This is a genomic window from Flavobacterium franklandianum (assembly GCF_007097365.1).
Taxonomy (GTDB): domain Bacteria; phylum Bacteroidota; class Bacteroidia; order Flavobacteriales; family Flavobacteriaceae; genus Flavobacterium; species Flavobacterium franklandianum.
In genome coordinates this window covers 1-13,796 of sequence record NZ_VJZR01000004.1, presented here as the reverse complement: position 1 = coordinate 13,796, position 13,796 = coordinate 1, and the positions used below count along the sequence as shown (strand labels likewise).

The following is a 13,796-nucleotide window of genomic DNA, read 5'->3' as shown; positions in this document are numbered from 1 at the left end:
GGTTTTTTTGATTAGTTAAAAATATTTTTTGTTGAATTTTAATTAAATATTTATTTTAAAATAGCTTTTGGCATTCTTGTAACAAATGCCTTCCACCATATTTCCTATAAGGTTCATATCATCCGGCAATTCCCCTTTTTGAATTTCTTCGCCGAGAACATTGCACAAGATACGTCTAAAATATTCGTGACGTGGAAAAGATAGAAAACTTCTAGAATCAGTTACCATTCCAACAAATTTACTCAATAAACCAAAATTTGAAAGTATGTTCAATTGCTTTTCCATACCGTCTTTTTGGTCTAAAAACCACCAAGCTGCACCATATTGCATTTTTCCCGCGACAAGTCCATCATTGAAATTATTAGCCATAGAAGCAAACATTTCGCTATCTCTAGGATTTAAATTATAGACAATTGTATTTGCCAATCCATCACATTCACTCAACTTGCCGAAAAATTTACTCATACTATCAGCCATATTCAAATCGCCAATAGAATCATATCCTTGGTCAGGACCAATACTGTGTAACATTTTGACATTATTGTTTCGGATAGCTCCCACATGAAATTGCTGTGTCCAAGATTTTTCTTTGTTCATCAAAGCCAATTCATGTAAAACTGCTGATTTGTATTTATTCATCTCAAATGAAGAAACCTTTTCTCCTTTCAACCCTTTTCTAAAAATTACATTAACTTGGGTTAAAGTATAATCCTTCCCGTAAAAAGTAGTGTGTCCGTGATCCGAAATACGACAACCCACTTCATGAAAGTAAGTATGACGCTCTTTTAATGCTTTGATAAGTGTTTCAAAATTAATAATAGGAAACCCTACAACTATTTCCAGTTTTTGAATCCAATCAACAAATGCTTGACCTTTTTCAATTTCGGTAGCTTTGTCTGGTCGGAAAGAAGGTAAAACCTTAATTTCAAAGTTTTCTTCTTGAAGTTGTTTATGATAAGCCAAATCATCTGTTGGATCATCTGTTGTTCCTACCACTTTTACATTCATTTTCCTTAGAATATTTCGCACACTATATTCCCGTTTTTTTAATAACTCAGAACATTGATTGTAAATCGATTCGGCAGAATCTGAATTCAATAAAGTGGTTATCCCAAAATAGTTCTTGAGTTCTAGATGAGTCCAATGGTACAAAGGGTTCCTCAATGTATTAGGAACTGTTTCTGCCCATTTCAAAAATTTTACATAATCGCTAGCATCTCCTGTGATGAATTTTTCGTTCACACCATTGGCGCGCATAGCCCGATATTTATAATGGTCACCAACTATCCAAATTTGGTATAAATTCTCAAATTGGCGGTCTTCAGCAATGTCTTTTGGAGACAAATGGCAATGGTAATCAAAAATAGGTTGCTTTTTTGCAAAATCATGATAAAGCGTTCTTGCAGCTTCACTATGAAGCAAAAAATCATCCGTAATAAATATATTTTCAGACATCTTTTTTAAAATAAACTTTTTTCTATTCCCATTTCCAAACCTCTCAATTCAGCCAAACCTCTTAAACGACCAATTCCTGAATATCCCGGATTGGTTTTTTTGTTCAAATCGTCCAACATTTGGTGACCGTGATCGGGACGCATTGGGATGATTCTTTTCGTTTCTCTTTGCTTTTTTATAATAGATTTAATCACTTCATACATATCTACATCGCCTTCAAGATGATTGGCTTCATAGAAATTTCCTTCTTCATCGCGTTGGGTACTTCTTAAATGAATAAAATTCATTTTATCTCCGTGACGATCAACAATGCCTGGCAAATCATTTTCGGCAATTACTCCGTAAGAACCTGTACACATACAAAATCCGTTGGATGGAGAATCAATTGCATTTAATAATTGTATCAAATCAGCTTCAGTGCTTACCACTCTTGGCAAACCTAAAATTGGATAAGGAGGATCATCTGGGTGAATCGCCATCAAAACGCCAACACTCTGAGCTACTGGAATAATTTCTCGCAAGAAATAGTATAAATTTTCTTTCAATTTATTGGCATTAATTCCGTCGTATCCTTGAAGTACTTTTAAGAAATCTTCAACAGTATATGATTCTTCTGCACCTGGTAAACCCGCTATAATGTTTTGTTGCAATTTTATTTTTTCGGCATCGGTCAACTTTTCGAAAGTGGCTTTTGCTTTCGCTTTTTGCGCTTCAGTATAAGTGTTTTCTGCTCCAGGTCTTTTTAGAATAAACAATTCAAAAGCAGCAAATTCATTCACGTCAAAACGCAATGCTTTAGAACCATCCGGCATTTCAAATGACAAATCGGTTCTGGACCAATCTAAAACAGGCATGAAGTTATAGCAAACAATATTGATACCGCAAGTTGCCAAGTTTTTGATACTTTGCTTGTAGTTTTCAATATATGTCAAATAATCTCCTGTTTGCTTTTTGATATCCTCGTGTACTGGAATACTTTCGACAACCGAAAGAGTCAATCCAGCCGCTTCCACTTCATTTTTTCGCTTCATTATCTCGTCAACTTCCCACACTTGACCATTTTTAATATGGTGTAGCGCAGTCACAATTCCGGTGGCTCCGGCTTGTTTAGCGTCAGATAACTTTACGGGATCATTGGGTCCGTACCATCTCCATGTTTGTTCCATAACTTTAGGTATTTAATGTTTTAAGTTCTATATATTAAACTCCGCTAAACGCGCTAAAACCTCCATCGATAGGAATAACTACACCAGTTACAAAAGAAGATGCGTCATCGCATAAATAAAGAGTAGTGCTGATTAAATCCTCAGGTTCTCCAAATCTTCCCATAGGTGTTTGCCCAATGATGGTATTTCCTCTGGCTGTCAATTCACCGTTTTCGGTTGTCAATAAAGCACGGTTTTGATCTGTCAAGAAAAATCCTGGAGCCAAAGCATTCACACGAATCCCTACTTTAGAAAAATGTACTGCAAGCCATTGTGTAAAGTTAGAGACCGCAGCTTTTGCGCCACTGTATGCTGGTATTTTTGTCAAAGGTGTAAAGGCATTCATCGAAGAAATATTCAAAATGCTACAGCCTTTTTTACCTATCATATCTTTTGAAAAAACTTGAGTTGGCAATAAAGTACCAATGAAGTTTAAATTGAAAACGAATTTTATCCCTTCGGCATCTAAATCAAAAAATGTTTTGAAACCTTCAGTTGTATTTTGCAAGTCCACCTCCATCAGAAATGGATTTGATGTGGTTCCCAAGGGATGATTTCCTCCTGCTCCGTTCACCAAAATATCGCAGCTACCCAATTTCTCATTGACTTCTTTTTTGGCTGCTTCCAATGATTCCTTTTCCAATACATTTGCGGCTACACCAATTGCTTTTCCTCCAGCTGCATTAATTTCGTTGGCAATTTTATCTGCAGCTTCTTTTTTTAAGTCCAAAAGGGCTATTTGGTAGCCTTGTTTAGCCAATGCTTTGGCCAATGTACCACACAAAACTCCTCCTGCCCCTGTTATAACTACTGTTTTCATCTGAATTTTTTATTTGTTTTTTAATGGAAGATGGACCGCCTGTAATTATGTTCCTGCGTGTTGGAATAACTTCCGTCAAAGGCGTTTCATCTATTTATTTTTTATGGATTGAATTAAATTCAAAACGGCTTTAGTTTCTGATTCAATGGTTGCGTAATCCTTATCCGCCATCAATTGTTTACTGATGAGTTTGCTTCCCATTCCTACCGCAGAAACTCCAGCTTTGAACCAACCTTCGATGTTTCCTCTAGTTGTGTCAACACCACCTGTAGGCATAAACAATAATTTTGGAAAAATATCTTTGATACCACTCAAGAAATCTGGTCCTAGCATATTTCCAGGAAAAAGTTTAATAAATTTCACTCCTGCATTTTCGGCAGCAATAATTTCAGTTGGAGTCATACAACCTGGACTATACAAAATATCTTTTGGAATTAAAAAAGCGGCTACTTCAGGAACAAAACCTGGACTGATAAAAAAATCAGCACCCACATTTAGATATTCTTCTGCTTGTTGTAGATTTTTAATAGTTCCAATGCCTAATAATAAATCGGGCATTTCAGCATTTCTCACTTCCACCATTTTGGTAAAGTTGCTCAAAGCGGTTTCTCCACGACTTGTATATTCTACAGCTTTAATTCCAGCTTTGTAAATCGCTCTCAAAACTTCTATAGTTACATTTTCATCAGCATTAAAGTACAAAGGAAGCATCCCTTGAGCAACAATTGCGTCAGTTACTTTTTGAATATTACTCATTTTATTAAATTTTAACTTTAAACACTAATTTTTTGATTTCACCTTCCCCAATCATTGGAGCGTGAACATCTTCTGGGTAAAATATGGCAAATTGGCCATCTGTCAATTGGAAAGACATATCTGGAGCATCACTAAAAAAACGTACGTCTTTTTCGGGATTATACGTTCCGTTTGGTTGAACGCATTTTTCTCTTGGTTTCCAAGCAATTGTTTCTAATCCTTTTACGCAAAACTGGATGTCGATATTTTTATCGTGACATTCAAATTTTGCTAAACTTGCTTCTGCGGTTTTTCCGTTAGCCGTATTGACGATTAGTTTAAGACCTTCAGATATTTCAGAAACACCATCAGGAAGAGTAGCTAAATCGTTTTTATTGATAAAGTCAAATGCTTTTGCAAATAATGGATTTAAACCAATATATTTAGGAGCGTTGGCTAATGTATCTATAATCATAATTATCTAAATTAACGTGCAACTCTACCGGATGCATCACCACCCATCAATTTAGAAACTTCCTCAACCGTAACTAAGTTAGCATCACCTTTGATTGTGTGTTTCAAGCAAGAAGCTGCAACAGCAAAATCCAATGCGTTTTGATCATCATCAGGATAAGTTAATAATCCGTAGATTAAACCTCCCATAAAGGAATCTCCACCACCTACTCTATCAACGATATCAGTAATTTGATATTGACGAGTTTGTAACATTTTTTTTCCATCGTATAAAACGCCAGCCCAAGTATTGTGAGACGCAGAAATAGAACCTCTTAAAGTAGTAATTACTTTTTTAGCCCTTGGGAATTTTTCCATCATTTGTTGACAAACTGACAAGAAGGCTTCTGCTTTTACATCATGTCCATGAGTTTGAACTGCAGCTCCTTCAGGTTTAATTCCGAAGTGCATTTCAGCATCTTCTTCATTTCCTAAAATCACATCGCAATACGAAGTTAACTCGGTCATAATAGCTTCACGATCTCCACCGTATTTCCATAACTTAGCACGATAATTCAAATCCGTTGAGATAGTAATGCCTAATTTACTGGCAATTTTGACAGCTTCTAAACAAGCATCGGCAGAACTTTGAGAAATAGCCGGAGTAATACCAGTCCAGTGAAACCATTCGACCCCTTCAAAAACTTTTTCCCAATTGATCATCCCTGGCTGGATTTCAGACATTGATGAGTGTGCTCTATCATAAACCACTTTACTCCCTCTGCTTACGGCACCTGTTTCAAGAAAATAAATTCCTAAACGATCTCCACCCCAAACAATATTATCCACTCCAACGCCTCTTTTACGCATTTCCATCATAGCACATTCTCCAATATCATTTTTTGGTAAACGAGTTACAAAATCAACTGGAATTCCATAGTTAGCTAACGAAACAGCTACATTAGACTCTCCTCCTCCATATACAACATCAAAATTGTCTGCTTGTGAAAATCTTAAAAATCCTTGTGGAGCTAATCTTAACATTATCTCACCAAAAGTCACTACTCTTTTTGTCATTACTTTAATTGTTAATTGTTAATTTATAATTAGTTATATACTTTTTTTTAAGTGTTCGAACACGTGTATTATTAAAATCATCTCGAAACTCTGCCGCCCCCTGAACCACTCATCAATGCTTTTATTTCACTTACAGTCGCTAAATTAATATCTCCGGATATGGAATGTTTCAAACAAGTCGCAGCAACTGCAAATTCGAGTGCTGTTTGATGGTCGTCTGGCCAAGTGATTAATCCGTAGATAATTCCTGCCATAAAAGCATCTCCTGCCCCTATTCTATCAATAATATGCGAAACATTGTATTCTCTGGAATGCAATAATTCTTTACCATTCCAGATAGAAGCGTTCAAACTGTTCGATGAAGCATTAGCACGCATCCTGTGGGTTGAAGTAATGTTTTTTAATTTTGGGAATGCTTTCATCCAATTGGCAAAAACAATTTCCTCCGTTTCACCTTCATTCATTTTAACTCCCAATACTTTTTCTGATTCATCAATACCTCCCAATAATAAGTCGCAATGTTGTACTAGATTTGGCATTATTTCATTAGCATGTTTACCATATTTCCATAAAGTAGGTCTGTAATTTAAATCGGCAGAAATAGTCAATCCCATATTTTCGGCAACTACTAAAGCTTCTTTACATAATTCAGCTAATTCCAATGAAAGTGAAGGAGTAATTCCAGACCAATGGAACCAATCGGCATCCTTGAATATTGTTTCCCAATCAATCATTTCTTTTCTTAGCGTCGAAAATGAAGAATCTTCTCTATCGTAAACCACTTTTCCAGGTCTTTCAGAAGCACCTTGTTCAAAATAATAAATTCCAAGTCTTTTGCCTTGGGTAAAAGCTATAGGCTCCACACCAAAAGAGCGCAACATACTCAATGATGATTCTCCCAATTCGTTTGGAGGCACAGCAGTAATAAATTTTACAGGAAGACCAAATTTGGCCAACGAAGCAGCTACATTGGCTTCGGCGCAACCGTAATACAAATCAAATGAGGTGGCCTGAGTCAATCTTAAATGACTTGGTGGCGAAAGCCTAAGTAATATTTCTCCAAAAGTTACAATTCTTTTTGACATATCAGATGAAATTTTCGTGTGCGTACACGAGCGGTACAAATATATAAAAAAAAAGAAGTCAAACAGAAAATTAAATGAAAATTTAAAATAATTATAAAAGACAAAAAAAAGTATAATTTTACATTGTCAAATATTTAAAAGTTCGAATTATCATTACAATAAAAAAAATAGCCAAAATTGCTAATGTTTCCGTAGGAACAGTAGATAGAATTATTCATAATCGTGGACAGGTAACGGAAGAAAATATCGCCAAAGTTCAGACGATTATCAAAGAGTATGGCTATAAAAAAAATATTTTTGCCAGCAATTTAGCTTTCAACAAGAAATTTAAATTTGCTGTTTTTCTTCCCAAAAATAAAAATGTCGAATATTGGCAAGCACCAATTGTAGGTATATCAAAAGCCGCAGAAGAATTGGCTAATTTTGGTATTTCTATTGACTACCTCTATTTTGATTACAATATCTCTTCTTTCAAAAAAACGGCAACCAAAGTATTAAAAATGGATTATGATGGACTGCTATTTGCCCCAATCTTTTATGAGGAATCTGTTTCTTTTTTAAAAGAATACAAGAAGAAAAACACTCCAATTGTCATGATTGACTCCAACCTTCCAGAAATTGACGGAGTAGCCTATATTGGTCAAGATTCTTATCAAAGTGGATATCTGGGGGGGAAATTAATTAGTTATGGCATCAAAAACGACAGTAATGTTTTGATATTAAAAATCACTCGAAATGTAGAAAGCACTTCAAGAACAAATGTTTTTTTGCAACGTATCAAAGGTTTTTATGCCTTTTTCAATGACAAACAGAATCTCCCAAAATTTAATTTTACTGAAATCAGTATTAAATATGATATTGAAAACCAATTAAATATAAATATGTTTAGTGGAATAGACTGTGTATTTATACCTAATTCGAGAGTTTATATTGTGGCTAAATTCATAAAAGAAAACGACTTACAAGGAATTCGAGTTGTAGGTTATGAGTTATTAAAACAAAACCTAGAATATTTAAATGACGGTATTATCGACTTTTTAATTCATCAAAAACCTGAAGAACAAGGCTATATGGGAATTAATCATTTGTACAAAAAAGTGGTTTTAAAGGAAACGGTTACCGACTTACACCATATGCAACTAGAAATTATTGTACAAGAAAATTATACAGCTACAAAATTGTAAGTAATAAAAACAACTCTGATTTTTTTGTGTTAACGGAATTATTGAGACAAAAAAATATATTTAACTTCTATAATAAATTTCTTTTTTAAAATCAATATAAGAAGTCACTAAACCAATATCCGTATTTGGGTGTTTTAGCAACCTTTCAATAGGTCTAAAAGAAATTGTAATTCCTTTATCCATAACCGATGGATTTCTGTTAAAAAAGAAAGGCTTGTTTTTATTTTAAAATAAAAACAAGCCTAAAACTAAACTAAAACTAGTCCTAAATATATTGGTTGATGATATTTTCAAACAATTCTTGTTTGCCACTTTGTAATGTAAGTTCACCATTTTCTTTGGCGATTTCGTACAAAGCTTTAAAATCTAATTTTCCTTCTTCAAATTCTTTTCCTTTTCCGGAATCGAATGAGCTGTATCTTTCTGTTCTTAATTTGTTATAAGCTGATGAAGTGATGATTTTATCTGCAGTCAACAAAGCTCTTGCAAAAGTATCTGCTCCGCCAATATGTGCGTGGAAAACATCTTCCATATCTGTAGAATTTCTTCTGATTTTAGCATCAAAATTAACACCACCACCTTGAAGACCGCCTGCTTTCAAGAATACCAACATGGCTTCGGTAGTTTCTTGAATATTGTTTGGAAATTGGTCTGTATCCCATCCGTTTTGATAATCTCCGCGGTTAGCATCTAAACTTCCTAACATTCCCGCTTTGGCAGCCACTTCAATTTCGTGTTGGAAAGTGTGTTGTGCCAATGTAGCGTGGTTTACTTCGATATTCATTTTGAAATCATTCTCTAAACCTTGTGCACGTAAAAATCCAATTGCGGTAGCACAATCAAAATCATATTGATGTTTCATTGGCTCCATAGGTTTTGGCTCAATGAAGAAATTTCCTTTAAATCCTTGCGCACGAGCATAATCACGAGCCATTCTCAAAAATTCTCCCATATGGTCTAATTCTCTTCCCATATCAGTATTTAACAATGACATATATCCTTCGCGTCCTCCCCAGAAAACATAATTCTCACCGCCTAAGGCAATCGTTGCATCTAAGGCTAATTTTACTTGTCCACCTGCTCTTGCCACTACGTTAAAATCAGGATTGGTAGCAGCACCATTCATATAACGAGGGTTCGAAAAAGCATTGGCAGTTCCCCAAAGCAATTTCACACCAGAAGCCGCTTGCTTTTCTTTCAAATAGTCAGTGATAGTTAAGATTCTTTTTTCAGATTCTCCAAAGGTTGCTCCTTCACGAATTAAATCGTAATCGTGGAAACAGTAGTATCCAAATCCCATTTTGGTAATGAATTCGAAAGCTGCATCTGCTTTGTCTTTAGCTGCTTGCACTGCATCTGATGATTGATCCCAAGCAAAATTTTGTGTTCCTGGTCCAAATGGATCGGATCCTTGCCCACAGAAAGTATGCCAATATGCGATAGCAAATTTAAAATGCTCGCGCATCGTTTTTCCTGCCACAACTTGGTCTGGATTGTAATATTTGAATGCTAAAGGATTGTCTGATGCTGCTCCTTCAAATTTAATTTCGCCAATACCTTTAAAGTATTCTTTATTGCCTAAAGTTGCCATATTCTATTTATTTATTGATTATTAATTCTAATTCGTTTTTCCAAAGTTGATACGCTTCTAAATACGGTTGTTTGTCTTTAAAAGGCATATACGTCATTACGTGATCATTGTCAGTAATATATTTTCCGAAGGTTTCAAAATCGCCTTCGTGAAGTCCTGATGCTCTTGCTGCACCAATGGCTCCTGTGGTATTGTAGATCTCTATTTCGTGACCAATAAGTGTTGCCACAGTATTTGAAAAAATCTCGGAACGGAATAAATTATCGTTTCCAGCACGCATTACATTCACTTCGATACCATCGGATTTCATAATTTCCATTCCATAGACAAATGAAAAAGCAATCCCTTCTAAGGCAGCGCGACAAATATGAGCTTTGCCGTGATTGTTGAGATTGACATTGACCAATCGGGTTCCAATGTCTTTGTTATTCAACATTCGTTCGGCTCCGTTTCCAAAAGGAATCATACAAACCCCATCAGATCCTACGGGAATATCCGAAGCTAGATTATTCATTTCTTCATAAGAACTTACCGAAAGATTATTCAGCAACCATCGGTATTGAATTCCGGCTCCATTAATGCACAACAATTTTCCAATTCTTGGTTCATTGCCTTTTTTATAATTGACGTGGGCAAAATTATTGACTCTCGAACTTTCTTTGACAGACAAGCTACTGGTCATTGCATAAACCACACCCGATGTTCCGCCTGTTGCAGCCACTTCGCCTGGATTGAAAACATTCAACGAAAGTGCATTGTTAGGTTGGTCACCTGCTCTATAAAATATAGGAATTCCTTCGGCAAGTCCGCTTTCTTCTGCTCCTTTTTTATCTACTTTAGATTGAACGCAAAAAGTATCTACAATATCTGGAACAAGTTCAGTCGAAATACCATATTGCTCAAACAAGAAATTGGCGAAAGTATCATTTTTAAAATCCCACATTATACCTTCGGACAAACCTGAAATCGTGGTGTTGATAACATTAGACAATTTGTAGGCAATGTAATCACCTGGCAACATAAATTTATGAATCTGATTGTAAATTTCTGGCTCATTCTCTTTGACCCATTTCAACTTTGAAGCAGTGAAGTTGCCAGGAGAATTTAGCAAATGTTCGTTGCATTTCTTTTCACCGATGGCAGAAAATGCCTCATTTCCTATTTCAACGGCTCTACTATCACACCAAATTATTGATTTTCGCAAAGGTTGTCCTGCTGCATCAACCAAAACCAATCCGTGCATTTGATACGAAATCCCTATTCCTTTTATTTGTGTTCTGGAAATATTGAATTTCTTTTTCAATTTGACTACAGCATTGCATGCGTGTAACCACCAATCTTCTGGTTTTTGTTCAGCCCAACCGTTTTTTAGTGCCAGCATACTCATTTCGGTTTCTGGCTCTTGTGCTACACCAATGCTTTTTCCGGTTGCAATTTCTACAATAGCCACTTTTACCGAGGAGCTACCTATATCAAATCCAATGTAATACATAATTTATAATGATTCTCTTAATATTAATTTTGTCGACACATAATACTGCATCGGTTCGTCTTTGGTAATAAATTCGGCCCCTTTGGTTCCTAATTCCTTAAAATCTGTTGTAACCACCGAAATTCCTTTATAAATAAATTTTTTCATTGGAGTTTCATTGTACGATAAAAATCCAACGTCTTTTCCGGGTTCAAAATCTTTTTCCCGGCATTGTTCTAAAAAGAAACCTAATATTCTGTCGCTTACACTTATATAAGCAATGTTTTTTTCAATGTTAAACTCCTTTGGATTGATGATAATTTTAGATTCAAAACCAAATTCTTTACAAAATTTTTTAAAAAAAGTAACAGTTTCTATTGGATGATTGGTGAAATTTGGATACACAAAATGAATCGCTTCATATTTTCTAAACAAATCAACAGCCTCTTTCAAAGATTCATAAAAAGCAATTCCAAAATCTTGAAATACATAATTATTCTTGGATTTCGAATGAATATTCCAGTCAATCAACAAGAGCTTATCGTTAGCGATATTGGTCAAAACAGAAGCGACTTCTTTATGATCAAAATTCATTACGACATATTTATAATACTTGCCAACACTATTATTGATAATCGTTTTGAAATTATCGATGTTATAATGATGAAATTGCACATCTGTAATAATATTATCGGGTAAATTATTCACAAAAGAATGATACAAAACTTCTTTGTATGCTTTGAAGGTGTCTAAAACTAAAAGTATTTTTCGAGTTTCGCCAGCAACGTAATACCCTTTATTTGGAACCGATTCAATAACTCTTTGGTCTTTTAAAATTGAATAAGCTTTAAAAACTGTATCTCTTGAAAGTTTATTTTCATTGCAAATACTATTCACTGAAGGCAACAAATCTCCCTTGTTAAGAAGCTTTTTAGCAATAGCATTATTGATAGAATTTACCAATTGCTGATACTTTGGGATGTCACTTTCGTGATTAATATTAAAAGCGAAAATCTTTATATTCATAACCTGCGTACTGTTCTGTTCCGGTATGCTAAATTAGTGATTTTTTCAATATAAAAAATTATTTTCGAAATAATTTAATCATTTTTTTTTAGGTTAGACAATCATCTAGTCTGAGCTGAATTCCTGAAGCATATTCAGAGAGAAATTCTTATGAAAACTATTATAAAAAATAGTATATTTGTTATTAATTATTTTTTATTATATGGAAGAAAATAAAGACGTGACGATATATGATCTCGCTAATAAATTAAAACTAGCAACCTCAACAATTTCAAGAGCTCTAAAAGATCATCCTACAATAAGCACAAAAACAATAAAAAAGGTTAAGAAAATGGCCGAGGAAATGGGCTATGTTCCTAATACTTTGGCCGCTGGTTTGCGGGGGAATAAGACCAATACCATTGGAGTTTTGATTCCAACTGTTACCCAACCCTTCCTTTCTTCACTGATAAGCGGTATAGAAATTACTGCTCGAAAATCAGGTTATAATGTAATTATTATGCAATCTCATGACTCCTATGAAGAAGAAGTCAGCATGGCTAAATCTTTATATAGTAGCAGAGTTAGTGGTATTATTTGTTCCATAGGGATGAAAACAGTTGACACTTCCCATTTTCAACAATTTGTAAATAACAATATTCCATTAGTTTTTGTCGATAGGGTTCCAAAAGATTTCAATACATTTCGAGTAATAATTGACAATTATGCTGCTGGATATAAAGCAACAAAACACCTTATAGAACAAGGTTGCAAACGCATTGCTCATATTACTGCCGGTTCTGAGTTTGGTAATTTATATAATGAAAGAAAAAGAGGCTATATCGATGCCTTGATAAAATACAATTTGCCTGTAGAAAAGGAACTCATGGTAGATTTAAAAACAGTTACTTACAACGAAGCATTAAAAGCCAGTACTAAATTACTGGAGTTAAAAAATAGACCCGATGGTTTATTTGCTTCGGGAGACATCATGGCTGCGAGTGCGATACAAAGTGCTAAAAGAAAAGGTCTTAGAATTCCAGAAGATTTTGCAGTGATCGGTTTTAATAACGACCCTATTTCGGAGATTATAGATCCAAATTTATCAACAATTACACATCCAGCTGCAAAAATGGGGCAAATGTCAGCGGAAATTATTTTGAAAAGTATCAAATTCCCAAATAAAGACGAAGTCAAAGAAATTACTTTTCTGAATACCGAAGTATTGGTTCGGGAATCTTCAAAGAAGATAACGTCTTCGTAAAAAATCCTTTCTATAATTAGTCAATTGTTAAAAGAGTTGGTTTTTAATTTATGGTAAAATAAGAATATTATTTTGAGTAGAGAAGTTGAGTATTTTAAATATCCAAAAGCAATTTGCTCTTTAATTTGATTAAATCGTAGTTTTAAATTGTATCCAATTCCCGCTAAAAGTGCATTATGAATATCCCCCCCAGCCACGCCTTTGAGGAAATTTAATCCTAAAGCGTGGTTTTTTTTTAAAAGTAATATTGTGTTACTGTTTCTGCTACTGGAGGTCTATTAGGCTTAGTTGGCTTACTATCCTTTGAACAGGAAACCAATAACACAAGTAGAAAAAAAAATTAAATTTAAATTTATTCATATTAAGTTATTTAATTTTTGATTGTCCGTTTTTAGTCATAACCCTGTAATGCTTGCTATTACTAGCCTATCGAATAATTTTTCTTCAAAAT

At 34.6% G+C, this 13,796-nt stretch carries 13 protein-coding genes; 2 read left to right on the top strand and 11 right to left on the bottom strand.

The window, feature by feature from the left end; all coding sequences use genetic code 11:
* Positions 1-42 precede the first annotated feature (42 nt).
* From uxaC to FNW17_RS06470, 7 genes are all read right to left on the bottom strand, one after another.
* Positions 43-1,455 (bottom strand): glucuronate isomerase, encoded by a 1,413-nt coding sequence (uxaC, locus tag FNW17_RS06500; protein WP_144071200.1) that lies wholly within the window; start codon positions 1,453-1,455, stop codon positions 43-45.
* Positions 1,456-1,460: 5 nt separating this feature from the next.
* The gene (gene uxuA / locus FNW17_RS06495) at positions 1,461-2,621 is read right to left on the bottom strand and encodes a mannonate dehydratase (RefSeq protein ID WP_143391832.1); all 1,161 of its coding nucleotides are present in this window, start codon (positions 2,619-2,621) and stop codon (positions 1,461-1,463) included.
* Between the two features lie 34 nt (positions 2,622-2,655).
* Complete coding sequence (locus FNW17_RS06490) at positions 2,656-3,480, bottom strand: SDR family oxidoreductase (RefSeq protein WP_144071199.1); 825 nt, start codon at positions 3,478-3,480, stop codon at positions 2,656-2,658.
* Positions 3,481-3,570: 90 nt separating this feature from the next.
* Positions 3,571-4,236, bottom strand: coding sequence for a beta/alpha barrel domain-containing protein (locus FNW17_RS06485; RefSeq protein WP_144071198.1), 666 nt, complete (start codon positions 4,234-4,236; stop codon positions 3,571-3,573).
* A gap of 4 nt (positions 4,237-4,240) precedes the next feature.
* Positions 4,241-4,690 carry a YhcH/YjgK/YiaL family protein gene (locus FNW17_RS06480; RefSeq protein ID WP_144071197.1) on the bottom strand — a complete coding sequence of 150 codons (450 nt, stop codon included), beginning with the start codon at positions 4,688-4,690 and terminating at the stop codon, positions 4,241-4,243.
* An 11-nt stretch (positions 4,691-4,701) separates the two neighbouring features.
* On the bottom strand, positions 4,702-5,745 hold the full coding sequence (locus tag FNW17_RS06475) for a sugar kinase (protein ID WP_143391828.1): 1,044 nt from the start codon (positions 5,743-5,745) through the stop codon (positions 4,702-4,704).
* A gap of 77 nt (positions 5,746-5,822) precedes the next feature.
* Positions 5,823-6,830, bottom strand: coding sequence for a sugar kinase (locus FNW17_RS06470; RefSeq protein WP_144071196.1), 1,008 nt, complete (start codon positions 6,828-6,830; stop codon positions 5,823-5,825).
* A 122-nt stretch (positions 6,831-6,952) separates the two neighbouring features.
* Here FNW17_RS06470 and FNW17_RS06465 point away from each other — a divergent pair, with 122 nt between their 5' ends.
* Complete coding sequence (locus tag FNW17_RS06465) at positions 6,953-8,014, top strand: substrate-binding domain-containing protein (protein WP_317129770.1); 1,062 nt, start codon at positions 6,953-6,955, stop codon at positions 8,012-8,014.
* A gap of 60 nt (positions 8,015-8,074) precedes the next feature.
* Here the strand turns inward: FNW17_RS06465 and FNW17_RS16640 are convergent, their stop codons facing one another.
* From FNW17_RS16640 to FNW17_RS06450, 4 genes are all read right to left on the bottom strand, one after another.
* Positions 8,075-8,197: a hypothetical protein gene (locus FNW17_RS16640; RefSeq protein WP_262710840.1), complete on the bottom strand. Its 123-nt coding sequence runs from the start codon at positions 8,195-8,197 to the stop codon at positions 8,075-8,077.
* A gap of 82 nt (positions 8,198-8,279) precedes the next feature.
* Positions 8,280-9,605 (bottom strand): xylose isomerase, encoded by a 1,326-nt coding sequence (gene xylA, locus FNW17_RS06460; protein WP_143391825.1) that lies wholly within the window; start codon positions 9,603-9,605, stop codon positions 8,280-8,282.
* Positions 9,606-9,612: 7 nt separating this feature from the next.
* A complete protein-coding gene (locus tag FNW17_RS06455; RefSeq protein ID WP_144071195.1) occupies positions 9,613-11,097 on the bottom strand; it encodes a xylulokinase in 1,485 nt (494 codons plus the stop codon).
* 3 nt (positions 11,098-11,100) lie between these two features.
* Positions 11,101-12,102 carry a GntR family transcriptional regulator gene (locus FNW17_RS06450; RefSeq protein ID WP_143391823.1) on the bottom strand — a complete coding sequence of 334 codons (1,002 nt, stop codon included), beginning with the start codon at positions 12,100-12,102 and terminating at the stop codon, positions 11,101-11,103.
* 202 nt (positions 12,103-12,304) lie between these two features.
* Here FNW17_RS06450 and FNW17_RS06445 point away from each other — a divergent pair, with 202 nt between their 5' ends.
* Positions 12,305-13,345 (top strand): LacI family DNA-binding transcriptional regulator, encoded by a 1,041-nt coding sequence (locus FNW17_RS06445; RefSeq protein WP_144071194.1) that lies wholly within the window; start codon positions 12,305-12,307, stop codon positions 13,343-13,345.
* The last annotated feature ends 451 nt before the right edge of the window (positions 13,346-13,796 follow it).

Excerpts from the sequence above, each read along its gene's own strand:
- FNW17_RS06455 (WP_144071195.1), bottom strand. The coding sequence starts at position 11,097 with ATGTATTACATTGGATTTGATATAGGTAGCTCCTCGGTAAAAGTGGCT.
- FNW17_RS06480 (WP_144071197.1), bottom strand. The coding sequence starts at position 4,690 with ATGATTATAGATACATTAGCCAACGCTCCTAAATATATTGGTTTAAAT.
- xylA (WP_143391825.1), bottom strand. The coding sequence starts at position 9,605 with ATGGCAACTTTAGGCAATAAAGAATACTTTAAAGGTATTGGCGAAATT.
- FNW17_RS16640 (WP_262710840.1), bottom strand. The coding sequence starts at position 8,197 with ATGGATAAAGGAATTACAATTTCTTTTAGACCTATTGAAAGGTTGCTA.
- FNW17_RS06470 (WP_144071196.1), bottom strand. The coding sequence starts at position 6,830 with ATGTCAAAAAGAATTGTAACTTTTGGAGAAATATTACTTAGGCTTTCG.
- FNW17_RS06490 (WP_144071199.1), bottom strand. The coding sequence starts at position 3,480 with ATGAAAACAGTAGTTATAACAGGGGCAGGAGGAGTTTTGTGTGGTACA.
- FNW17_RS06485 (WP_144071198.1), bottom strand. The coding sequence starts at position 4,236 with ATGAGTAATATTCAAAAAGTAACTGACGCAATTGTTGCTCAAGGGATG.
- FNW17_RS06445 (WP_144071194.1), top strand. The coding sequence starts at position 12,305 with ATGGAAGAAAATAAAGACGTGACGATATATGATCTCGCTAATAAATTA.
- FNW17_RS06450 (WP_143391823.1), bottom strand. The coding sequence starts at position 12,102 with ATGAATATAAAGATTTTCGCTTTTAATATTAATCACGAAAGTGACATC.
- uxuA (WP_143391832.1), bottom strand. The coding sequence starts at position 2,621 with ATGGAACAAACATGGAGATGGTACGGACCCAATGATCCCGTAAAGTTA.
- uxaC (WP_144071200.1), bottom strand. The coding sequence starts at position 1,455 with ATGTCTGAAAATATATTTATTACGGATGATTTTTTGCTTCATAGTGAA.
- FNW17_RS06475 (WP_143391828.1), bottom strand. The coding sequence starts at position 5,745 with ATGACAAAAAGAGTAGTGACTTTTGGTGAGATAATGTTAAGATTAGCT.